Origin of the sequence: Marinomonas arctica (assembly GCF_003259225.1) — a bacterium.
GTDB classification, from domain to species: Bacteria; Pseudomonadota; Gammaproteobacteria; order Pseudomonadales; family Marinomonadaceae; genus Marinomonas; species Marinomonas arctica.
Map to the genome: position 1 here is coordinate 91,556 of NZ_QHJF01000024.1, position 22,134 is coordinate 113,689.

The 22,134-nt window shown below is 41.7% G+C and carries 20 protein-coding genes; 5 read left to right on the forward strand and 15 right to left on the reverse strand.

The window, feature by feature from the left end:
• Positions 1–183 precede the first annotated feature (183 nt).
• A complete protein-coding gene (locus tag DK187_RS14425; protein WP_111608051.1) occupies positions 184–816 on the reverse strand; it encodes a riboflavin synthase subunit alpha in 633 nt (210 codons plus the stop codon).
• A 339-nt stretch (positions 817–1,155) separates the two neighbouring features.
• The gene (gene glgC / locus DK187_RS14430) at positions 1,156–2,409 is read right to left on the reverse strand and encodes a glucose-1-phosphate adenylyltransferase (RefSeq protein WP_111608052.1); all 1,254 of its coding nucleotides are present in this window, start codon (positions 2,407–2,409) and stop codon (positions 1,156–1,158) included.
• Positions 2,410–2,501: 92 nt separating this feature from the next.
• On the opposite strand from glgC, the gene glgA reads away from it, so the two are divergent.
• Positions 2,502–3,935 carry a glycogen synthase GlgA gene (glgA, locus tag DK187_RS14435; protein WP_111608053.1) on the forward strand — a complete coding sequence of 478 codons (1,434 nt, stop codon included), beginning with the start codon at positions 2,502–2,504 and terminating at the stop codon, positions 3,933–3,935.
• A 57-nt stretch (positions 3,936–3,992) separates the two neighbouring features.
• Here glgA and DK187_RS14440 read toward each other — a convergent pair whose 3' ends face one another.
• Both DK187_RS14440 and DK187_RS14445 read right to left on the reverse strand, forming a co-directional pair.
• Positions 3,993–4,829 carry a substrate-binding periplasmic protein gene (locus DK187_RS14440; protein ID WP_111608054.1) on the reverse strand — a complete coding sequence of 279 codons (837 nt, stop codon included), beginning with the start codon at positions 4,827–4,829 and terminating at the stop codon, positions 3,993–3,995.
• 273 nt (positions 4,830–5,102) lie between these two features.
• Complete coding sequence (locus DK187_RS14445) at positions 5,103–7,319, reverse strand: transglycosylase domain-containing protein (protein WP_223232310.1); 2,217 nt, start codon at positions 7,317–7,319, stop codon at positions 5,103–5,105.
• 371 nt (positions 7,320–7,690) lie between these two features.
• Between DK187_RS14445 and DK187_RS14450 the strand changes: the two genes are divergently transcribed.
• Positions 7,691–8,020 carry a Rieske (2Fe-2S) protein gene (locus tag DK187_RS14450; RefSeq protein WP_111608056.1) on the forward strand — a complete coding sequence of 110 codons (330 nt, stop codon included), beginning with the start codon at positions 7,691–7,693 and terminating at the stop codon, positions 8,018–8,020.
• Between the two features lie 100 nt (positions 8,021–8,120).
• Here DK187_RS14450 and DK187_RS14455 read toward each other — a convergent pair whose 3' ends face one another.
• The gene (locus DK187_RS14455) at positions 8,121–8,570 is read right to left on the reverse strand and encodes a DUF2798 domain-containing protein (protein ID WP_111608057.1); all 450 of its coding nucleotides are present in this window, start codon (positions 8,568–8,570) and stop codon (positions 8,121–8,123) included.
• Positions 8,571–8,748: 178 nt separating this feature from the next.
• On the opposite strand from DK187_RS14455, the gene DK187_RS14460 reads away from it, so the two are divergent.
• Positions 8,749–9,117: a MarR family winged helix-turn-helix transcriptional regulator gene (locus DK187_RS14460; RefSeq protein WP_162623525.1), complete on the forward strand. Its 369-nt coding sequence runs from the start codon at positions 8,749–8,751 to the stop codon at positions 9,115–9,117.
• 25 nt (positions 9,118–9,142) lie between these two features.
• Here DK187_RS14460 and DK187_RS14465 read toward each other — a convergent pair whose 3' ends face one another.
• On the reverse strand, positions 9,143–9,778 hold the full coding sequence (locus tag DK187_RS14465) for an HD domain-containing protein (protein WP_111608059.1): 636 nt from the start codon (positions 9,776–9,778) through the stop codon (positions 9,143–9,145).
• Positions 9,779–9,910: 132 nt separating this feature from the next.
• Positions 9,911–10,522 (reverse strand): OmpW family outer membrane protein, encoded by a 612-nt coding sequence (locus DK187_RS14470; protein ID WP_111608060.1) that lies wholly within the window; start codon positions 10,520–10,522, stop codon positions 9,911–9,913.
• A 313-nt stretch (positions 10,523–10,835) separates the two neighbouring features.
• Here DK187_RS14470 and DK187_RS14475 point away from each other — a divergent pair, with 313 nt between their 5' ends.
• A complete protein-coding gene (locus DK187_RS14475; RefSeq protein WP_111608061.1) occupies positions 10,836–11,717 on the forward strand; it encodes a carboxylate/amino acid/amine transporter in 882 nt (293 codons plus the stop codon).
• Between the two features lie 69 nt (positions 11,718–11,786).
• Here the strand turns inward: DK187_RS14475 and DK187_RS14480 are convergent, their stop codons facing one another.
• Positions 11,787–12,464: a YccT family protein gene (locus DK187_RS14480; protein ID WP_229676502.1), complete on the reverse strand. Its 678-nt coding sequence runs from the start codon at positions 12,462–12,464 to the stop codon at positions 11,787–11,789.
• Positions 12,465–12,733: 269 nt separating this feature from the next.
• Here DK187_RS14480 and DK187_RS14485 point away from each other — a divergent pair, with 269 nt between their 5' ends.
• Positions 12,734–13,771 (forward strand): GGDEF domain-containing protein, encoded by a 1,038-nt coding sequence (locus tag DK187_RS14485; protein ID WP_111608063.1) that lies wholly within the window; start codon positions 12,734–12,736, stop codon positions 13,769–13,771.
• A gap of 128 nt (positions 13,772–13,899) precedes the next feature.
• Here DK187_RS14485 and DK187_RS14490 read toward each other — a convergent pair whose 3' ends face one another.
• The 7 genes from DK187_RS14490 to DK187_RS14520 all read right to left on the reverse strand — a co-directional run bounded on the left by DK187_RS14490 (position 13,900) and on the right by DK187_RS14520 (position 22,058).
• Complete coding sequence (locus DK187_RS14490) at positions 13,900–14,379, reverse strand: MgtC/SapB family protein (RefSeq protein ID WP_111608064.1); 480 nt, start codon at positions 14,377–14,379, stop codon at positions 13,900–13,902.
• An 84-nt stretch (positions 14,380–14,463) separates the two neighbouring features.
• Complete coding sequence (locus tag DK187_RS14495) at positions 14,464–16,419, reverse strand: hypothetical protein (protein ID WP_162623526.1); 1,956 nt, start codon at positions 16,417–16,419, stop codon at positions 14,464–14,466.
• Positions 16,420–16,688: 269 nt separating this feature from the next.
• On the reverse strand, positions 16,689–18,113 hold the full coding sequence (locus DK187_RS14500) for an esterase-like activity of phytase family protein (RefSeq protein ID WP_111608066.1): 1,425 nt from the start codon (positions 18,111–18,113) through the stop codon (positions 16,689–16,691).
• A 544-nt stretch (positions 18,114–18,657) separates the two neighbouring features.
• Positions 18,658–19,758, reverse strand: coding sequence for a hypothetical protein (locus DK187_RS14505; RefSeq protein ID WP_111608067.1), 1,101 nt, complete (start codon positions 19,756–19,758; stop codon positions 18,658–18,660).
• A 3-nt stretch (positions 19,759–19,761) separates the two neighbouring features.
• Positions 19,762–20,013, reverse strand: coding sequence for a hypothetical protein (locus DK187_RS14510; RefSeq protein ID WP_223232309.1), 252 nt, complete (start codon positions 20,011–20,013; stop codon positions 19,762–19,764).
• Positions 20,014–20,079: 66 nt separating this feature from the next.
• Positions 20,080–21,033, reverse strand: a complete 954-nt coding sequence (locus DK187_RS14515) for a hypothetical protein (RefSeq protein ID WP_111608068.1) — start codon at positions 21,031–21,033, stop codon at positions 20,080–20,082.
• A gap of 194 nt (positions 21,034–21,227) precedes the next feature.
• Positions 21,228–22,058, reverse strand: a complete 831-nt coding sequence (locus DK187_RS14520; RefSeq protein WP_111608069.1) for a DUF6708 domain-containing protein — start codon at positions 22,056–22,058, stop codon at positions 21,228–21,230.
• Positions 22,059–22,134: the final 76 nt, after the last annotated feature.

Below are 22,134 nucleotides of genomic sequence, written 5' to 3' on the forward strand. Positions count from 1 at the left end.
TAGACACCTATTTCATTCTGAGTGACACTCGAATTAAACACCATCGTCATGACAACCATAAGAAATACACATCAACACGTTTTCAGGATAGAAATTGGCGAGCATTCTACCGAAAATTGGGCAAGGACTCCATTTATTTCAAAACCAAGAAGAATTAACCTCCAAAATCCGTTCGAAAGTGATTTAAGGCAAAACAATCCCTCTTTGCTTCAAGATACGCTCAACGGTATCGACGGTTGCCTGAGTGTGCGCATCGATTTCGAGATTCACCCGATCTCCTAACGACAACATACCAAAGGTCGTTAATCTCAAGGTTTCTGGAATCAAAGACACTTCAATCCAATCATTACCAATAGCGCTGATCGTCAAACTCGCACCGTTTAGACCCACATAACCTTTATCGAATAAATAACGTCTTGCATCCACCTCATGCTGACGATCTGTCGTGAAGCGGATATGGACACTTTCTTCAATTTTTTCAATTCGCGATACAGCAACAGACGTCATAATATGACCAGACATAACATGCCCACCAATTTCATCCCCCATCCTAGCGGCGCGTTCAAAATTGACTGTATCGCCGACCTGTAGAAGACCAATATTGGTTAATGCTAACGTGGTATCAATGACATCAAACGTCAAAACATCATGACCAATTTCGGCAACAGTAAGACAAACGCCGTTAATAGCCACACTTGCCCCAAGCTGCTGCCCCAACATAACGCCAGCTGGAAAAACCACTTCTAATCGCTTGTTACGACCAACTTGATCGGCCGTTTTTACCGCCGCGGTTCCCTGAACGATACCCGTAAACATAAAACCTCCTTACTAGTAGGTGAAAATATAAACATATTTACCCAGTGCGCTACGCCAAATGAAAGACTGAAGAAGAAATGAACACCAATGTCCAAAGCTGCATACCGACTGGTTTTGCGTAAGTTATCAAAGATTCACCAATAGGGTTATCCACAGGTTACGGGGATAACCAATTTTCTATTCAATAATCTAAAAGCGAAACCCTACTAATGCGTCCAATTCAGCATTTTACAAGGCATTGGCACACAAGATAATAAGACAACACTTTTTCAAACGCACAAAAAAGCCGCTGACATGAGCGGCTTTTTACTAAATCAACAGTCATGCCTTTAGAAAGTACTACTTAGACAACGCCTCTATCATCTCTTGCGTCACTAAAGTAATACCATCAGAATTTCGGTAAAAGCGCGCCGCATCTGCAACAGGGTCTTCACCAATTATCGTACCTTCTGGAATGTGGCAATCAGAATCCACTACCACCTTGCTGAGACGACAATGCCGACCAATGTCGCAGCGAGGCAATATAACCGACTTATTCACATGAGAATACGAGTTCACTCGAACATTATTAAATAAAATGGATTGCTCGACCGTTGAGCCAGACACAATACAACCAGCCGACACAACCGAATTTAATGCCGTACCAATGCGTTCTTCATAATTATAATTGAACTTCGCTGCAGGTCGTTGATACTGCGCAGTACGTATGGGCCACTCTTCATCGTATAAATCCAATTCTGGAACCAATCGAGTAAGATCCATATTGGCTTCCCAATAGGCAGTTAAAGTCCCTACATCACGCCAATAGGGTTTATCTGGATAACTACTGTTATTGATCACGCTGTTAGCAAAATGGTGCGCCTTAATTTTACAACGTCCAACAAACAAAGGAATTAGGTCTTTACCAAAATCATGACTTGAGTCGTCATCGCTTGCATCTGAGCGCAAATTCTCTGATAAAAACTTAGTATTAAAAATATAGATTCCCATACTTGCAAGTGAGACATCTGGCTTACCTGGCATGGTCGGCGGATTGGCAGGCTTCTCTTCAAACGCAATAATATTGTCGTTTTCATCTACGTGCATAACACCAAACTGATCAGCCTCTTTTAGAGGGACTTCGATACACGCAACGGTCACATCTGCACCACTTTCGATATGATCCTGCAGCATCAAACTGTAGTCTTGTTTATACACATGATCACCAGCAAGAATCAAAATATACTCGCTGTCTAAACCGTCTATCATACTTAAATTTTGATAAACAGCATCGGCTGTCCCACGATACCAGTCACTACCTGTCTGCTGCTGAGCAGGCCATAGCTCAATGAATTCATTAAAATCTGATCGCAGAAAATTCCAACCTCTTTGTACATGCTGATTCAATGTATGAGAGCGATACTGAGTTAGGACGGCAATACGACGCATACCTGAGTTAATACAATTGGAGAGAGGAAAATCAATAATTTTATATTTACCCGCAATAGGCACTGCGGGCTTAGAACGATTATCCGTTAGTTGTCTTAATCTTGAACCACGTCCACCGGCTAGGATAATGGACAAAGTTTTCATACGCGCCGTATTTAAATCCATGTGATGCCCTTAAAATTTTTATCAACACACCTATTTGAAGTCCTATTTAGGTATACTCTGATCATTATTCCAAATCAATAAGATGACTAATAATGAAAATACTCTTTGCTGCTTCCGAAATTTACCCCCTAATCAAAACAGGTGGATTAGCCGATGTGGCTGGCGCACTACCTGTCGCGTTAAGAAACAAAGGCCACGATATCAAACTTATCATGCCAGCGTATCAAGGCATACTAAATAAAGTAGCGCCTATTCAAAAGAGTATCAACTTAGGAAATCCATTTGGCGTTGGAGATTTACTGTTACTTGAAACCCACATTCCTGACAATGACACACCAATCTGGCTATTACAATGCCAAGCACTTTACGAACGCGAAGATGGACCCTACGTTGACAAAAACGGTGTCGACTTTCAAGACAATCACTTACGTTTTGCCGCCCTTTCATGGGCTATTGCAACATTGGCTTTGCATGGAAACCTAATAGATTGGCAAGCCGATATCCTTCATCTAAACGACTGGCAAACAGGGTTTGCAGCGGCCTATCTTAAAAGTTGGAAAGTAAACCACATTCCTATTGTAACCACCGTACATAATTTACGTTATAACGGTAGTTTTGATATGAATCAATTTTCAGACACACACTTATCAGCAGAACTCCTAAGCATGCATGGCATGGAGTTTTATGGTCGATTCTCAGGACTTAAAGCAGGTTTAGTGTATGCCGATGCGATTACCACGGTCAGTCCAACCTATGCACAAGAAATTCTCACGCCTGAATATGGAGACGGTCTAGACGGTACCCTAAGAGCGATGCAAGACAAATTAAGTGGCATCCTCAACGGCGTCGATTACAACCAATGGTCGCCAGAAAAAGACACCCTCATCCCGCAAAATTACGGCATAGACACACTTCATTTAAAGCAGACAAACAAGCTTGCTTTATTGCGGGAAAATTCCTTGTCAGAAGACCTTAACTACCCCGTATTTGGCGTAGTTAGTCGACTGACAGAACAGAAAGGATTAGACCTTGTCTTGCAAGTCATGCCTGCTTTGTTGGAAAAAGGCGCTCGACTTATTGTACTGGGTTCAGGCGACAAGTATTTAGAATCAGGCTATTTAGAATTACAAAAGAAATACCCGCAACAAGTCGCCGTTCGCATTGGGTATTTCGAAGATTACTCTCACCGAATACAAGCGGGTATCGATGCCCTGCTCATACCCTCACGTTTTGAGCCTTGTGGGCTAACACAACTTTACGCCTTAAAATACGCCACATTACCCGTTGTAAGACAAACGGGAGGATTAGCGGATACCGTGTTTGAAGAGGGCGACAAAGACAATGGCTTTGTCTTTAAAGAAGCCGATGAAGAATCCCTAAAATTGGCCATGGAGCGCTGTATGGCGTGCTTCTATGATGGCAATCGTTGGCAACAGAAACAGCAAAATGCCATGTGTTACGACTACAGCTGGGAAGCCGTTACAGATCAGTGGGTTGATCTCTACCAGTCCTTGTTAAATCGCTAACAAAAAGAAGGGAGAAGCGAGGTAACCCTGCTTCTCCCTTCTTTGTTCTCGGCATAACTAAGGCATGACCACACTAATGCGACTATGAGCCTCCCATTCCTGAACACCACTAATCAATGCTTGCTCAGTAAAACCATCTTGCTTCATTTCTTGCAGAGCTGTCGCAATACGCAGCTTGATACCGCTCTCATTACAAGGTGATTTTTTGGACATCGTCAGATACAAACCTTCACTGCTAATATACGGCACTGCCGCCACGATAGAATCAGACAATCCCAATATGGTGGCATAAGCATGGGCCGGGCTTTTTTCATACAAAACGTAATCTACCCTATCAGCCTCAAGCATACGCAACGCTTGGGTTAGACTGGACACGGCCAAAATATTCAAGTTACGCTGAGCATATTGATCAAACTCTTGACCAAAACTGTTGTTAATGACCGTCACTCCCCACTTACCTTTTAAATCTTCTTTTTTACTAAAGGGGAAGGTTTTATCTTTGCGCTGCCAGACAACACTTGTCGTATGCAGTATCACAGGGGTGAAGTAATCCATATAATCAGCACGCTCATTCGTATAGAACGCCCCAGCCATTAAATCGATACGACCATTTTTCACTTCTGTCTGGGCTCGAGACCAAGGTCCAGCGTGAACCAATGTGATAGGAATATTAATACGTCGGCTAAGCTCATCTATAACAAGGCGATTTACACCGCGAAGTTCTGTTGATGTCTCATTCTCTCGCCATAAGAAAGGCGGATACTCAGAGTTGCCTGAAGCTTTAAGCGCGTGGCAGGAAGAAGTCAAAGGCAAATTTGTTGCGCCCAAAGCCATGCCAGCATTAAAAAAAGTTGCTGCCAAAAAACAGCTAACTGTATATGTGTAAAGCCGCATAGCCGCGCCACTCCATTACCTATAAAATTAAAACAACCAAAAGCATTTTTCTTTTAAGTATCAAGGTGGTGTTATTTCTAAGAAGAGCCTAATACGTCTTCTCAGTACGACAACTAATCTCCTATATTGTCTAATATCCTACTTCCGTAAAGGCACCTAAAATGCTCAGTAAAGATCGACCTAAACAGTAACCTTTTTATTTTCAACAACCTAAAAGGCTATATAAGAATAAAAGAATTATCAATCTTCTTTTTACCTTTCATAAACGGCCAGCTAAAAAGGCCAAAAACATGAGCTACTGTCTCTTGGCTCAGTACCAAGAATAAAGGCTAACCTCGTCTTCTCTTTGCAACGATCAGCGGCAATTTCAAACTGACTGTCTAATACATTGAAATGTGCAGCACCATCAGGCAAGTTTTCAGGTAAAGATATTGGATTAACATGACGAGTAAAGTCTATCCAAACATTTTGCGCCCCACTGCTGCCAGTGATACTTAATGGCACGTTGTCGTCATCGCCCAACCACACCGTAGAAGAATAATCGCCTGTAATACCAACAAACCAGCTGTCTTTTTGTTGATTGGTGGTTCCCGTTTTGGCAGCAAAGTTTAAATTTGGAAAAGCCGCTTGAGCCGCCCGTGCTGTGCCAATTTTTGGCGTTTTTGTCATTCCATCCAAGGTAACAGCCAACACAGCATCAGTGAAAGGCACATCATTGTGCTGATCAAACCGCTTCATGAGCTGATCATTCTGATCCATCACAGCAAGTACAACACCAAGCTCACTGCTCTTTCCCTGCGATGCTATTGGCTGGTACAAGCGTGACACTTCAAACGGCGATAACTCCAACGATCCCAAAGCCACAGCAGGATGCATGGTAAATGGTCGTTTCACACCCAGCTGCCTTAAAGTATCACCAACTCGATCAAAGCCTATTTGTTGCGCCAAGGATACCGTCGCCAAGTTGTAGGACTTTGCCATGGCTTCATAAAGATGCACTTCCCCATGGGTCTGTCTGTCGTAATTTTCAGGCTCCCACGTTTTCCCACCTACATTAAAACGCAGTTTTTTATCTTCGATCTTGGACCACCAAGTAAAACGACCTGTGGCTAATGCTGATAAATACAGCGGTGGTTTCACTAATGAACCGATCGGTCTAACTGCCCCTAATGCTCGATTAAATCCCGTGTAAACTTGACCACTTGATCCCACAACAGCGCGAACTTGACCTGACAGCCTGTCTGTTACCACCATAGCACCTTGCAACCCCCTTAGTTTAGGGTCTCGCTTTTCTAACATCCCTACTTGGCGCTGCATGGCTAAACTTGCTGCACGCTGGGCTCGAATATCAACACCAGTGTAAATTCGTAAATTCTTGGTTGCCAAGGTGGTTTCATCAAAATCTCTGGACAGCTGCATAGCCACCAAATCTAAATAATCGCCAAATACCGAACGCTCTTTTTTCTTGCTAGCAAGGCGAAGAGGCTGTTTTATTAAACGATTGTAATCTGCATCGGATAAACGCCCTTGGCTTTTCAATACCGCCAATACCATATTACGTCTATCTTTCGCGCGTTTCGGAGAGCGTTCGGGATTGTATAAAGAAGGACCTTTCACCATGCCCACTAGCAAGGCAAACTCGTCAATGTTTAATTCATTTAGAGGGCGACCAAAGAAATGCTGACTCGCAGCGGCAAAGCCATGTAAGGCACTGTTGCCCAGCTGAGCCAAATACACTTCATTCATATAGGCAGTAATAATGGCTTCTTTTGAATAATGGTATTCAAGCAGGATACTCATTACCACTTCTGTCAACTTACGTGTGTATGTCCGTTCAGAAGTCAAATACATGTTTTTCACTAACTGCTGAGTCAAGGTTGAGCCTCCTTGACGTCGTGAACCATGAGTAAAATTCACCACCATGGCGCGAGCCATACCAGTCAACGAAATTCCCCAATGCTCATAAAAATCCTGATCCTCAACGGCAATCAAAATATCCATTAAAGGCTTGGGAATGTCATCATAGGCCAAAATTTGGCGACTCTCTGTATTACCACCATACAAAAAGCCAATACGCTGAGGTTCAATTCTCGCTTCCGCAATTTCGTCACCATTCAGAGCCTGTATGACCAAACGTCCATTTTGAAACGAGAAAATGCGCCTTTCACTTTGATGAAAACCTAAGTGGTCAACATAGGCGCGCAAATGGGCGCTTACTTTTGTCTGGCTACGGGCAGCCCAACCAACATTCTGACTGTTACGCCCAAATCGGTACCCTGTCTCTTCCAATAAATCTTCAAGATCTTGCTTATTCCAAGGTGCGCCATTACGCAAAACAATAGGGGCACTGTAGACTTCGGAAGGCACTTGCCATTTCTGCCCTTCAAAACGACTCACCACTTGTCCATTCAACCACCACACCCAAGCTGAGAAGGGAATGCTGCCAACTAAAGTAGCAATGAGCCCCCATTTAAAAAGGATGCTAAACATTCTCTTCAATAAAGAAGATTTAGGTTTTTTTTTCTTTTGTGTCGAGGACTTAGACGAAGGCTTTACAGGCGTTTTTTTAGTCATAACTAACAATTATAAGGAGCTTGATGTCAGCAAGCAACGCTCGAAAAACAACTAACTTAATTCTTGCATATTGACTCGTGAGTGATAGCACTTTAGAGTCTTTGATCACGGAAAGTTTATTTAACTGACATTTTCCTGAATTTCACCAGCTCAGTCGGCAACAGAATTGGACGAAACACCACTAAGAGTATCGCTATAATCGTAATCTCTCTTAGTTCGCATGATTATGGAAAGCAGCAATTCTGTTGGAATAAACAACATTCATCATAAAAAAGTGCGGTAATCACGTGTTTAATAAATATCTAATACCGAACGCGCACGACCTTCCAGAAGGCAAAGCGCTCAATATCACTGTCGAACAGTCTACTTTCTTAGTCACGAAACAACAGGGACAGATTATAGCTTTCGAAAACCTGTGCCCCCACCAAAACAAACCCCTTAACTGGTCTTCTGAGTCTATACTTGACGACGAGGGCGATTATCTTCAGTGTCACCACCACGGTGCTCTTTTTTCACCTTCAGATGGTGTATGCATTACAGGTCCTTGCCAAGGCAGTCAATTAAAGAAAGCCACTGTCGGAATGGAACAAGGCAACTGCTATCTGCTTTTTGCTTAACCGTCATTGACACCATGACAACCATAACAGACGATGGATATGATGAGATGACCTCTTAGCGAATCGTCTGTTTCTACTGGCTTTCATACTAGGAAGCCAATCAAGCTTTAGCCCAAAACACAGCCAGCTTTGGCTTAATCACAAGCGACATAAGAATAGAAATAACCAACCCTGCCGGTAACGCAGAAATAAAAGTCGCCCCCCACAAAGCAACAAACTCATTTAGAACAAGAAAACCATGCAAGTTTATTGTCGTTACAATAGCCATAATGGACTCCATGATTACTGCCATGATAAGCCCGAAAACAATATTTTTTTGCATCATAGACAAAGTGTAAAACACTTTATTAACAAGACTATTCGTCGCAAGAGCAATCACACCACCAATTGGTGCAATACACAAAACACACAAAGCGAATGACGACAGCCAAGCACCAAGGAAATGATTCGAAAAACCTATATTTCGCCAAGTCATTAAGAAGGTTAAAAATCCACCAACGACAACAACAAAGCTAATAATGATTGCTATTTTTTGCACTTTTTTTGACATAGATGCACATCCAAGGAATGATAAGATAAGAATCGAAAACTAATTGACTTAGTCAACTATATTGAATTAAGTTGACTTTGTCAACAACATGGAAATCACTATGCATAGTACTGAATCAGCGCTACAGACACTCTTCATGAACACAATTAGCGGATTAAAAACCTCTATGAAAAACATCATGAAGGAAAAGCAGCTTTCCCTATCTCCAATGTATTTCATGATTTTAAAGAATATTCACGATACACAAGACTGTACGGCAAATTATCTTGCCGACGTAACAGAGAAAGACAAGGGTCAAATCACTCGATTGGTTCAGGAGTTGATAAATCAGTCGCTCGTGACCAAAATGCCAAACCCGATGGATAAACGCAGTCAGTTTCTCAAATTAACGCCACATGGAAGGCAGTGTTATCAAGAGTTAGCCAGTGCCGATCAAGCGGTTCTTAAAGATATGAGGGCAAATATTAGTGATGAAGAGCTGAAGCATTTTTTGACCATCGGTGAAAAAATGCTTTCTAACCTAAATACGATCAATCACAAAGCATAATGCGTTTTACACAAGCAATATGTCATTAGATTTCTAACGCTAATTGCTCTAAGAAAGTGCGCATTATTTTTTCACGCCTCCTGCCTTCCAACCTGGCCGAAGGCGTATTTAAACTGTCCGCAATCTGAAACAGCTTATTGTAAAAATGATCGATTGAATAACGAGCATCATCAGGCTTACGCTCCTCGCAGAAGGGATCATCCGAGGCATATAAGGTTCTATTTAATGCACCACTCACCTGCATACAACGGGCGATACCTATCGCACCTAATGCATCCAAACGATCCGCATCTTGCACAATTTTAGCCTCAAGGCTTTGTGGATCGATCATGGCACTAAAACTGTGAGCACGAATCGCATGATGAATGGCGTCGTAATACTTTTCTGGGTAGGCAATTGAAGATAAAAAAGCAACGGCTTTGTCTCCTGCCAACGTTGAAGCTAAATGCCGCTGCGCATGATCTTTGGGTAAAGACACACAATCATGCAAATACGCCGCGGGTATCACTACCGCTAAATCGGCTTGTTCCTCACAGGCCAATTGCCTAGCAACCTTAACCACTCGCTGAATATGAGCGAGATCATGAGCGACATCAGCGTGCTTTTGAGTATCTAAAAAGGCATAGAATTGCGTTTCATATTTGGCTAACCACTCAGACACGATTCAGGCTTTCCTACTTCAAAAATGATAAAACATTATAAAAGGTTTCACATATAAAAACTCACAAGTACCAATAAAAAAGACTTTGATCCGAAAATCAAAGCCTTCATTGTCATTAATAACAGAAGAAGATTAAAAGGTGTAACCAACACTGCCCATAAAGGTGACTGGATCAATATCAGTATCAATGGTGCCAACGCTAGTATGCACGTCAGTATTAATATCCATGTACCAAAGAGATGCGTTCGCAAACCAGTTCTGCGCAAAGTTGACATCGACGCCAATCTGGGCAGCCAAACCAAAAGAGTTATCAAGATTCACATCCGTACCAGCTAGCGCCCCTTTGCCTTTTTCATCAAAGAAAACCGTATAATTCACGCCAGCACCAACATAAGGACGAATTTGACTGTTCGCTTGACCGAAGTAATATTGCGCCATGACAGAAGGCGGTAAATGCGAGACTTCGGCCACCTCGCCCAAACCTTTTGTTGATACTTTATGAGTAAAAGGAGTGGCTGCTAATAGCTCAACACCAAATTGCTCCGTTAACATATAGGTTAAAGTCACTCCAACTTGGGTATCGTTATCAATCTTTAATTCACCTGTATTCAACACATTATCGCTGCTCTCGTTTGGCATCACGGTAGCAAAACCACCACGAACAAAAATGTCACCAGCATCATGGGCTAAAGCAACAGAGGAACAAAACGCAGAAACAAGGGCAATGGGAAGTATAGCTTTCATAATCGATTCCTTATTAGTCAAACAACATGTCTGTGACTAAAAGGTAACAGGATAAATATTTAAATTATTAATCTAGATCAAGGTTTTACTCTCCCGTTGGCCGCGATAAACGCAGCACATCGATTAGGTCAAGAAAAGATGAATTACCCCAATCAAATCACTTTCCACTGAATTGTGCAGATAAAACGATCAGACTGAAGATAGAATACAAAAAGCACACTAGTAAACCAATATAAATATAAAAGTAAACTAATTTACCGTGGCTCAATTTATCGGTAAACTTTGCAAAAATTTTCTTATGGAAGAAATGCACATGCCAATTCTTATAGCCGTTACCCTACTTTGGGCGTTTTCATTCAGTTTAATTGGGGTTTATCTTGCTGGCCAAGTCGACGCTTGGTTCTCTGTTCTGATGCGAGTTTCCCTTGCAACATTGGTCTTTTTACCTTTTTTGAAGCTGCGCCAAATAGAAGCAAAAATCGCCCTAAAACTGATGGTATGTGGTGCACTACAGCTTGGCATTATGTACGGCTTTTACTATCAATCTTTCTTATATCTCTCTGTTCCAGAAGTACTATTGTTTACGGTAATGACCCCCTTGTATGTCACACTCATCAACGACATGCTGGATAAACGTCTCAACATTGGCTTTGCCATCAGTGCATTATTGGCCATTCTTGGCGCTGTCGCCATCCGTTACCAAGGTGTGGATGAAGGCTTCATCAAAGGCTTAATTATAGTGCAGTGTGCCAACGTGTGTTTTGCCGCAGGCCAAGTAGGCTATAAACGAATAATCGCAAAAGAGCGCCCAGACCTGCCACAACGCACGGTATTTGGTTGGTTTTTTATTGGTGCCTTGGCGGTGGTCATTCCATGTTATATCGCTATGGGTAACACAGAACAACTGCCCACAACGACGCTACAATGGAGTATTCTGATTTACCTTGGGATTGTTGCATCTGGTTTAGGTTATTTTGCTTGGAACAAAGGCGCGACTATGGTGAACATAGGCACCTTGGCTGTGGCAAATAACTTGCTCATCCCAGCCGGCATAATTGTCAATGTGGTTTTCTGGAATCGCGATGCCGATATTTTTCGATTAGCCATCGGCGGTGGCATTATCTTGATGGCGCTTTGGGTGAATGACAAATTCAACCAAAAATTTACTAATGCAAAAGCAGAAACAGCCAAATAACCATCCAATAAAAATGCCCAATAAACATTGGGCATTTTTTTATCCGCAGAGGCACTACTTAGCCATGCATTACTCTATCAACCATTTTTGAAAGGCTTTTTGATCTTCTTGATTGGCTTTTTTAAACCAAAACTGTGACATGTCGAGTTGAATACTGGATGCTGCAGGTTCGTATGAATCATCCGCAATCCAAATACGCATATCCTTGCGAGTCGCATCATTGGATTGGTTGTACCAGAATTTCATCATATCTAACGCAACGTCTTGAGACATGGTGGCTGGTGCAGAGGCAGGGCCAGTAGAAGGTATTGTGTTATATGAAGCATTGCTCGCTGTTAAACGCTCAATCTCTGCCACATAATCACGTGTGTTTTGAAAACCGGATTTCGTTGCTAGAATTTGGTGTTGATAATCAATTTCCTTGCCACTTAGCTCATCATGAATGGTAAACTGTGGATTTTTGGCATTCGCTTCGGCTTGCTTACGAGTCGATATATATGGCGCTTTTAACGTAAGATAGGTGTCTTTTTCAAACTGCAAATCCAGCACAATCGGCTCGGACTGAAAGACCTGAGTGTCGCCACCACTGCGTAATAATTTATTAAAACGTACCACAATCTGGTGCTGACCTTCAACAAGGTCTACTTTAAAGTCATTGCCAAATCGGCCCGCACTTTCAAGGTCAACATACATGATCTCAAACGACCGAGGAACCTCAAATGTTGCCGCCATTAAGGGCGATGTCATTGATCCACACAAAACGGTAAAAAATACGAAGATACGACTCTTTAAGCACATAGAACACCTCTTACAACATAGAACAAAAAAGAAAACAATTTAGCATATAGTTCTAGGTTATTTGTTTGGTAAAATAGGTGGATAAGAAACTTGCTAGATTTTGTCTTTTTTCATACCCTAAAAAAGCAAAATGAACAGTAAATTGGGTAGGCTACGGGTTGTTACAATGTGTTACCAAAGACGAATTAACGGCAAAGAACAGGATCCCACAGAAAATTATGCCAAACAGTGCACAGACCCAGCTTAACCATACGCTGACTTTACGTATCATAGAACTGTCCATATTAACCTTGGCTTTTTCTTTGGTTATCAGGCCACTATTTGTTCATTTATCTGACATTTTTCTATGGTCAGCTGTGGTAAATCTCATCCTGACCATTAGTTTCTATGCTGTCGTCAGAGCTCATCTTGTCCCAAAATGGGAGATAACCCTTTCACTTATTGTCGCTCTTATCATTATCATGCCAACACTCGCCATATCCGGTGGAGTAAATAGCCAAGTCGCCTATTTTTTGCCTCTTTATCCTATTTTTGCAGCGTTAATAGGTGGCGCCAGAGAGTCTATTGCGATCACTGTCATTCTTGTAATTTGTACTCTGTTTGCGACAGTGTTTGGACACCTTATTACCGATCTGACAGAAGAGGTATATTCCGTAGAAAAATCCCTTGATCGTGGTTTTTGGTTAACCACAGCGATTATTTTTAGTGCTTTTTTTGCTCATTTCTTCTTACGAAAATACGCGGAACTGACAAAAAAATTAAATGAAGAAAACACTCAAGATCCATTAACCAGTCTTTTGAACAGAAGAGGATTAAACCTCTACTTTAGTATAGAATTGGATAAAGCTCGAGTAACAACATCTCCCTTAAGTGTTATTTTAATTGATGTCGATTATTTTAAAAAAGTGAATGACATGTTTGGACATGATATTGGTGATATATGTTTAATCGACATAGGCAATTTACTTAAAAGCAATCTAAAAAACAAAGATTTTATTGCCCGATTTGGTGGCGAAGAATTTATCATCATTCTACCCAATACCTCTCAAGGTGACGCTGCGTTAATTGCCGAAAAGTTAAGGAACCTAGTATCAAAAGAAGCCTTCAGTGATTTCAAATTACCACTTACTATTACACTTGGTATTGCAGAATACAACGACCATAACGACAACACCTTAAGCATTATAAAAAGAGCAGACAAAGCCTTATACAAAGGCAAAGAAAATGGACGAAACAGAGTAGAACTCTCAGAATAGTCAACCTGAACTAGTCGTTATAAATTTCTGTCTCGCTATCTCATGATGAAGAACATCACAATCCATATCTTCAAGATCATTGCTAATTCGACAACCTACTTTCGTCCTCCAGTGATGTTTAAGGGTGTCTATTCCTTGTTACGCCACCGGCTATATTTGGAATGCACCCCACGTGTAAATGCCGATGAGTACCCCTCAAGAATATCCACACCATATAGGATAGCCACTACAATAAAAGATAGTTTAATCGCCACGTAAGAATCAATAATAGCAATACATACACCAATGGCGGCTAAAGCCCAAATAGTTGCTGCAGAAGTAACACCAATCACAGAACCGTCTTTTGACAACATAACACCTGCCCCAAGGAAACCAATTCCGGTAATTACCTGACCTATAATCCGCGATGGATCTGTTATCTCAACCGCCACAAGCATAGAGGAAGAAATAAACACATAAGTGCCTAAAACAATTAACGCCGACGTTCTAATACCGACAGGCTTGCCACGTAGCTGCCTTTCCAAGCCGACAACGACGCCGCAAAAAATTGCCGTTGCAATTGAGCCCCAATGATAGGGAGCAATAGACAATAAAGATTCCATATTCATAGTATATTTCTTATAACGAAAAAGAAAAAAATAACGATCTCATCATAATGTACTGAGATTCTTGTTCCGTGTCACATGGCAAAATTAACAAGGGACAAGAACCCAAGCAATAATTGGGTTTTTATAGCCATCTTGACACTTGTATTCTCGGTAACCATTCGATCTTGCTGCACCAATAAGATACATCACTCCACCAAGCCGCAATACCGTTGCCGTAGTACCTTCTTTATTTAGCTGAGTCGAATCAATGTCTGGCCAAAAAACCTCCCCAACAACATGGTCTGGTGAAGAGCAGGCAATCACCACCCCTTTGTCTGAGGTAAATAAGGCTTTTACCCCCTCTTTCACCTCGCCTTGTTCTCTGGGCAAAATATCATTCAAGATTGCCTTAAATTCCGTCGTAGAATCAAAAACAATACCAATCCCACCAATCACTTCCTCTTCTTTCAGATCACGCAGTGCAGCATTATAAATATAGGTTGACTCTCCATTATAACAATCAAAAACACTAAAGGATGAGACACAATACTGATATGAGTTTTTCAATCCAAAAACCGCTTGAGCACCAGAACCTTGCTCCACTCGATGACCTACTTTTTCCTGGTATCTAGCGTCGGAAAACGCCACATAACAAGCCTGCTTATCATAAACATATAAAGTATGATAAACAGTATAAAGTCGATGTATTTTTGCCAGTGTCTGCTGAAGACCAACTTTATCAATAGGTGAAGCCGACAACGCAGAGCGCAGCAAACTACTTAATCCCCACCAACGACAGTCATTAGCTCGCTCATATAAATTACGGTCCATAATGTCAACTGCCAAACTCGCCTGCAACTTAATGGCATCTAACTGACCAGAAATGATGGTGGAAAATAGAGAATCTATAGAATCGGCAAAGATTTTATCAATATCACGCCCAATCTTTTTAATGGCCTCTAAAACGGGCATAAACTCTATCGCTTTCTCTCGAGCAGCGGTGATAATTCCATTTAAAACAATTAATTGTAAATCATCATTAATAGATATTGAACACTGACGAATATCGTATAAATCGGCAGAAATCAGCCCAGTAAAATCAGAAAAGAGAGATGCACCTTCACTCTTATTACTAACAAAATGAGAGGGTTCACTGTCCAGATTTTCAACCGCTAGCAAAGCCGTCACGCGCCAATTTTCCGGGCCTGCGTAACCTTGATAAGCCTGTCCTTTAGCACACACTGCCACCACACTTTTTCCATTCACTGTGATCATTTGTAATGCTGTTTTTAATGACAAAGTTGATGAATACTGCTGATGGTACATTTTTGGTGCAAACAACACCTCTCCAGCACCATTTATAAGCAAAAGAGGATTTTCTTGTCGAGCTGACGAAAGGCGTCCCATAATGCCTTCCAACTCATTCCGGAAACGAAAGCAAAGCACCAGCACGCCAATCACAGCATCATTTTCAACCACAGCATTGGCATACAAAAGATTAACCTGCGACTTTTCCATCAACTGAGTGGCGCCAAAATATTCCACATACTGATTAGGTAATCGAACAGCTTGCTGGATAAAAGAGTCCCTGATTTGTCCACTCCGTGTAGGCTGGTTCAACTGAAACACTAACTCCCCATCAGGCTTTAACAAAATCACATCTTGATAAACCGAGTAAATACTGACATAGGCATGTAAATGTTTAGCAATGGAAAGCCTATCCTCTTCATTTATATGTGCTTTTTTTAAAAAACGAACCACATCGTAGTCCGTCGATAAAAAACCTATGTCCGCTGTTCGTTCGAAAAGATTACGAATCAGAACATCAATCGCCATCTGACAACAGGAGATATTTTGTAACAGCACTTTACGCGTATGCTCGTTAATGAGACTTTCAACCAGCCGGCTCTGTAAATGATTAAACTGAGCCAATGTATCATCCATGTCTTTTAAAATAGTTGAGGCTACTTCGAAGCTATTTATTTTGCCAATTAGGGCGATTTTTTCCCACCAAATACTCAATGACTTTAAACCATGATCATAGCGTCTGACTCCTTTCATAACACGCTTCATGGTCTCTTGATGTGCAGATAGAAAAATATCCACGATTTTTACTCTATAGGGTTAAAGGTTCCACTACATAGCAAGATATTTGCCAACAAAGCAATAAGATAGCTGGATGAAAAAAAACAAAATATCGCAATACAATTTCGTCTTATATAAGCAAGTTATACCAATAATCTTGCTTTACACAGAAGATCTGAAAAAACAAAAAAGGGACGCCTAGAGTAAATGCGCCCTTTTTTTATGTTAAGCGCATCTCATCTTAGTTAATGAGAAGTCCCCATAAGGTCAGCCTTGATAATATAAAGCTGATTGGAGTCAATGGTATTAACATCGATGTACTTTTGCTCTAACTTGTCTTTGGTTGACCAAGTCGCAAAATCGTCATCGTTTAGTACCCCAAGATGATTGTTATCAATCACCCATAAACCTTCCATCTTATCGTGTGGATAAGCCACTTCCTTCACCATATCAACCACCAAGGTTTTGCTGACAGGTTTAATCCCTTTTGCCGCTAACGCATCCCAACCGTTATTCTGTACATATTGCTCAAGGGTCAGCCCATCAATCATCAACCCATGGCTTTCATCTTGCTTAATAGAAGAGGATAGAGGCACTGTCGAAAGCGGTGTTCCCGTGCTTAGATCAACACGATAAACCTGTTTTTGAGCATTCGGCTTAGCCTTTGATGTACCATCAGGACCTCCAAGTAAAAAACTTCCATCACGTTCTAACACCAAAAACTGGTTAGCCGTTAACGCGGAAATTTCAGAATTGGAATTCTCCGTTTTCTCTTGGCGATACAGATACTGCTCAGTATGGCCATTATTCAAATTCACCATGATAATACGAGTCAAATCGCCTTTATGCGCTGCTTTATCGGGGTTCGTCAATGTCGATTGCATAATGCCCACCAAGGTGGTTTCATCTGGTGTAATCGCTAAACCTTCCATGCCACGATTAGCACGGCGATGTTGAAATTCCGCAGGCAAATGAAACTTCACCCGACTATCGTCTTTAAAAGCATTAATACGGTCAATTTCGACGCCGTTAGCATCAAAATGTACGATATGAGGGCCATATTCATCACTCACCCAAAACGTACCGTCTTTAAGCGCAACCAAGCCTTCGCCATCTAGGCCATAATCGTCCAGCTTAATAGGGTTGGTCGTTTTATCATACGGCTTGCTGTCGTCTTCTAACACCAATCTACCGTCAGCGTGATAAGGTGTTTCACCTGTGCCACCCAACGCCGATGTATTGGGAAGGCCAGAAATCAAACTACCATCAGGTCGTTTTAATAGAATACTCTTGACCATGGTAATAGCACCGTTTGGCGACACTTCAAATAAACCAATACGAGGCGTGTAATCGGCCACAGGAAAACTCTTTCCTTTACCATAATCACCACTGTAATCTGCATTTGGACCGCGATCGGTTAACGCATAAAACTGATTCGCTTGATTTGGATTCCCTACCATTGCCGATCCAAAACCACCATTGCGAATTTCAAATGGCTGATTGGTTTTTGCATCCACAAGATCGTTACGCAATACCGAATAGGGTAATGGGCTCCCTTGCTTCGGAAAGTTCGCCACAAAGTTAGAATTTTCTATTGTCGAACCATTGCTCGTACAACCAGATAAAACACACACAGAAATCAAACTTGCTAACCAGATTTTATCCATCATTGTTTGCCTTTTTAATATGCTCGCACATATGGGTTATTGGAATGGTTTCCAAAGCATAAAAGTCAGCCGTGACGATTTGATGAACAGGTATAAAATAAACCGAGTATTAAAATTAATAGCTCAGGCTGAAACGACGATTCTTAATAAGTTTAAATAATAGCTTATTGACTCAATGACCCTGTTTAACCACCACGATGATCACCAACTATCATTAAAAAAAACAAGCACGCAACCAAATTTCGCAATAACCCGCCTCCTTTCAGTATTTAATGCACAACTTTCACACAGACACTCCGTTTAATCTTATTGCCTCGTGCTAGGTAGATTGTAAACGAAAGATAAGACTATTCTGAGCGCTGGATAAGGAAACTCGTGTTGTACAAAATAAACGGTGCTGTCTGGGCCATCCGATTGCGCGAGGATTGGGACTTGTCGGTCGCCTAACGGTTTAACTTCCTAGTCATGGGAAATACCGACTCGAGAGCGGGTTTCAACTTTTTTCTGCATGGCAACATTAAAGCCCTCCAGCAAGTCCGTTATGCCTCTACTTTTTCTTATTCCGATTATGTTTCTTGCTTGCTGTGGAATCGGGCCCTTTGAAAATATCGATTAGCTTACCTGTCGCTGGGGTGTTTTTCTGAGCCTTTTCGATCTCGTCCATCTTTTGCTTAAACTCTTCATCCGTCATGTCGCGCCAATACCTTGGATTGCGATTATGCTCTTTGTCATAGGCTATAGTGGTTGGGTCACGTTGACGAGCTGGCTCTAATACCAAAATATCTGGCAGAGGCTGACTGATGTCCATGTAGCGCTGCACCATGTTCCAAAAACGAAGGTATTCAATCACTTTATGATTGGGCCCCATGGAGCCGCTAATCGGCACGCCTACAGAATAATCACGGTAACGATGAATTAAAGTTAACGAGTAATTTAAAAAGCCTTGCTGAGTCGGTGACGACATCAATACACAATCGAACTCGATAAAGGGATGAGTAAAAAAAGGCTGATTCTTTTTAAATAAGGTCACCATACCCGTAGTGCGGTTTAACTCAAATATCCGGCTTGGACGTAAAAACGGCGCTAAAAACATATAACCCGCGTGCAATAGTTTGTAGTGAAGGTAAATAAGAAAACAAGGTAAGGTCACGTACAAAGTAAGTCCCCAGAAAATATCAGACATTCCATCATTCCAACCAAAAACGATTCCTCCCTCACCAAAAACGAGTCCTGATAAAAAAAGTATATATGCCAAAGGCAATAGCATGAATAGGACGCCATTAGTAATACTAACAACGATGGCATACACTTGAGACCAGCCTGTTAAGCCCTCTCCGTTGAGACTCTGCTCATCCCAATACACCTTCTGTTGCTTCGTGGCGGCTATCTGGGCCATTTCGGAAGGTGTAATCTGATCCAGACCATAGACGGTGATGCTGTCCGTTGTTTGACTAAACGAAAAAGGTTTGCCACTGGTCATCATGCGGCGTAAAAAGCCCTGCTCTTGGGGTGGCTTCTGAGGCGGGAAATCCTCTGAGTTATAAGCTGAGTCTTGGTATTCACTTACGGAACGATGATCTTGTGCTGCCTGCGAGTCGTTTTGCCCATTTTTAGGCGTTTCAGAAACATCCCTATCCATAAGTTCCATTGGCTACTTCTTCTTATTCCGATTGTGTTTTTTGCTTGTTGTGGAGTCAGGGCCTTTGAAGATATCGATTGGCTTACCTATCGCTGGGATGTTTTTCTGAGCCTTTTCGATCTCGTCCATCTTTTGCTTAAACTCGTCGTCTGTCATGTCACGCCAGTATCTCGGATTGCGATTATGCTCTTTGTCATAGGCTATAGTGGTTGGGTCGCGTTTGAGCTGCGGAGCTAACGTGCTCTCATCCACCTCGATGGTCAAACTGGCACAAAAAAGCCAGATGGAGAAAACACTCGCTGACTTAAATCTATCATTCTGCTCACGAAACTAATGCCAGTCGCACCGTTCGCCGGTCCACTCATGAACTTCTGCTGGCCACTTTTCTTTAAAAGGACTTAAAAGAGCCATTTTTGCTGGCTTAAACAAAAAAGCAAAAGGAGTCATTATTACAAAAAGAAAAATAGCTTTGATATAACCCACCCTCTTGGCCATTTCAGTATTAAATCCAGGCACTCTCGGTTCTTTACTCATTTCTATATAAAGAGATGTGTCCCCTGTCATATAACGGCGTACATACTCCCAGTAGGCGTATAGAGGAATATGATGATCCATATTATGAAACATGTTCAGCGGTACATGTTTTTGTCCGGTAAGATCTTTGTTTATCGCATGTTTCGGATTAAGCCAAAGTGTAAGCTGATAACCATCTTGCTGACCCTTAAGCCCTATATTACGGTTATCGACACGAATGGACAGCTCGCATTCATCCCATGGGATGCGATATAACACTTTTTTGTGCCACACATACACTTCTTGATTCGCTTTATGAAAGCGTACCGGTGTATGCAGGGTACGAAACAAACAGATGAGCGCTCCGATACCAAAAAAAGCGTAGCCGCTGTAAATGCTGATATCGCGAATTAGCTCGTCTTGTATAGCCGACAACACAAAATACTCAAACGACCACCAAAACAAGATGCCGATAATACCCATGATGTAAAAGCCTTCACCTCGGTTCACAACTGAGTCGACACGCATGTCCAAATATCCCTCATGCCCGCCAGCGGAAGCCCCTTCAAAAACTTCTCCCAAATCTTCTGTCTCTTTATTTTTGTATATCAAAGAAGGTTTTTTATTACCCGGTTGCAACGGATCATGAATTAATGACTCACCTTTCGGATAGTATTTAATGGCATGTTCAGTTCTTTTAAAATGAGGAGTAACCCCCATCATGCTAGGCCCAACCCAGAGATTACTACTGACTTGCTTTATCTTGCTCATAGGGCGGTTTGCTCCAAATAAAATTCTTCTATTTCTGTTTGGTTACGCCAAAAGGATAAGGCAAACTTATTATCGTCTATGGTGATTTAATATGACAGAGGGGGTTATTGTCTTAACTATTCCCAGATAAACGACACAAATAAACCAGCTAGCGAAAAACTAGCTGACTTAGATTTATCAATTTTTTCATTAAACTAATGCCAGTCGCACCGCTCGCCCGTCCATTCGTGGACTTCTTTTGGCCATTTTGCTTTGAAGGGGGTTAGTAGTGCCATGGAATTGGGTTTAACTAAGAGCATAATAGGAATAGCCGGAACGAAAATAAGGATAGCCTTAATGTAGCCTTTTTCAGTCGCTACTTTCTTACTAAACCTCGGAGTTCGTGATTTTTCACTCATTTCTATATAAAGAGGTTCCTCGCCTGTCATATAACGACGCACGTATTCCCAATAGCCATAAACAACAGTATGGTGATTCATGTTGTGCATCATATTAAGTGGCTCATGGGATTGTCCTGTTAGATCTTTATTTACCGCGTGTTTCGGGTTAAGCCAGAGATTGAACTGATAACCATCCTGTAAACCTCGGTACCCTTCGTTTTGCTTCGCCACACAAATAGACATTTCACATTCGTCCCAAGGAATTCGGTAAAGGACCTTTTTGTGCCACACATAGACTTCTTGGTTTTTTTTATGAAAGCGTACAGGCGTAGCTAAAGGACGAAACAAGGTTCCAAAAGACAGGGCAAAAAATAGACCATAGCCACCGTAGGTCAATATCTGGCGAAAGAGCTCGTTTTGCATATGCGACAGAGCAAAAGAATCAAACGCCCACCAAATAAAGAGACAGACCAGCCCCATATAAAAAAAACCATCTCGGTTAATAACTGAGTTGACACGCATATCCAAATATCCTTCATGCCCTCCTGCTGACGCCCCTTCAAAGAACTCCCCCATGTCTTCCGCTTCTTTTTTTATGTATTTGATAGGGATTTTTTTATTATCTGGTTGCACAGGTTCATGCAAAAGCGCACTGTAAGCGATCTTATATTAGCCCTCTAAAACGATACTGTCAGTTCTGCTAATCTAGCTTGCTTTCGGC

What these genes read in the sequence shown, in the direction of transcription:
- DK187_RS14425 (WP_111608051.1), bottom strand. Translation starts at nt 816, where the DNA reads ATGTTTACGGGTATCGTTCAGGGAACCGCGGCGGTAAAAACGGCCGAT.
- DK187_RS14475 (WP_111608061.1), top strand. Translation starts at nt 10,836, where the DNA reads ATGCCAATTCTTATAGCCGTTACCCTACTTTGGGCGTTTTCATTCAGT.
- DK187_RS14505 (WP_111608067.1), bottom strand. Translation starts at nt 19,758, where the DNA reads ATGGAACTTATGGATAGGGATGTTTCTGAAACGCCTAAAAATGGGCAA.
- DK187_RS14445 (WP_223232310.1), bottom strand. Translation starts at nt 7,319, where the DNA reads ATGTTTAGCATCCTTTTTAAATGGGGGCTCATTGCTACTTTAGTTGGC.
- DK187_RS14460 (WP_162623525.1), top strand. Translation starts at nt 8,749, where the DNA reads ATGAAGGAAAAGCAGCTTTCCCTATCTCCAATGTATTTCATGATTTTA.
- glgA (WP_111608053.1), top strand. Translation starts at nt 2,502, where the DNA reads ATGAAAATACTCTTTGCTGCTTCCGAAATTTACCCCCTAATCAAAACA.
- glgC (WP_111608052.1), bottom strand. Translation starts at nt 2,409, where the DNA reads ATGGATTTAAATACGGCGCGTATGAAAACTTTGTCCATTATCCTAGCC.
- DK187_RS14495 (WP_162623526.1), bottom strand. Translation starts at nt 16,419, where the DNA reads ATGAAAGGAGTCAGACGCTATGATCATGGTTTAAAGTCATTGAGTATT.
- DK187_RS14470 (WP_111608060.1), bottom strand. Translation starts at nt 10,522, where the DNA reads ATGAAAGCTATACTTCCCATTGCCCTTGTTTCTGCGTTTTGTTCCTCT.
- DK187_RS14485 (WP_111608063.1), top strand. Translation starts at nt 12,734, where the DNA reads ATGCCAAACAGTGCACAGACCCAGCTTAACCATACGCTGACTTTACGT.
- DK187_RS14515 (WP_111608068.1), bottom strand. Translation starts at nt 21,033, where the DNA reads ATGAGCAAGATAAAGCAAGTCAGTAGTAATCTCTGGGTTGGGCCTAGC.
- DK187_RS14440 (WP_111608054.1), bottom strand. Translation starts at nt 4,829, where the DNA reads ATGCGGCTTTACACATATACAGTTAGCTGTTTTTTGGCAGCAACTTTT.
- DK187_RS14480 (WP_229676502.1), bottom strand. Translation starts at nt 12,464, where the DNA reads ATGACATCGCCCTTAATGGCGGCAACATTTGAGGTTCCTCGGTCGTTT.
- DK187_RS14490 (WP_111608064.1), bottom strand. Translation starts at nt 14,379, where the DNA reads ATGAATATGGAATCTTTATTGTCTATTGCTCCCTATCATTGGGGCTCA.
- DK187_RS14500 (WP_111608066.1), bottom strand. Translation starts at nt 18,113, where the DNA reads ATGATGGATAAAATCTGGTTAGCAAGTTTGATTTCTGTGTGTGTTTTA.
- DK187_RS14455 (WP_111608057.1), bottom strand. Translation starts at nt 8,570, where the DNA reads ATGTCAAAAAAAGTGCAAAAAATAGCAATCATTATTAGCTTTGTTGTT.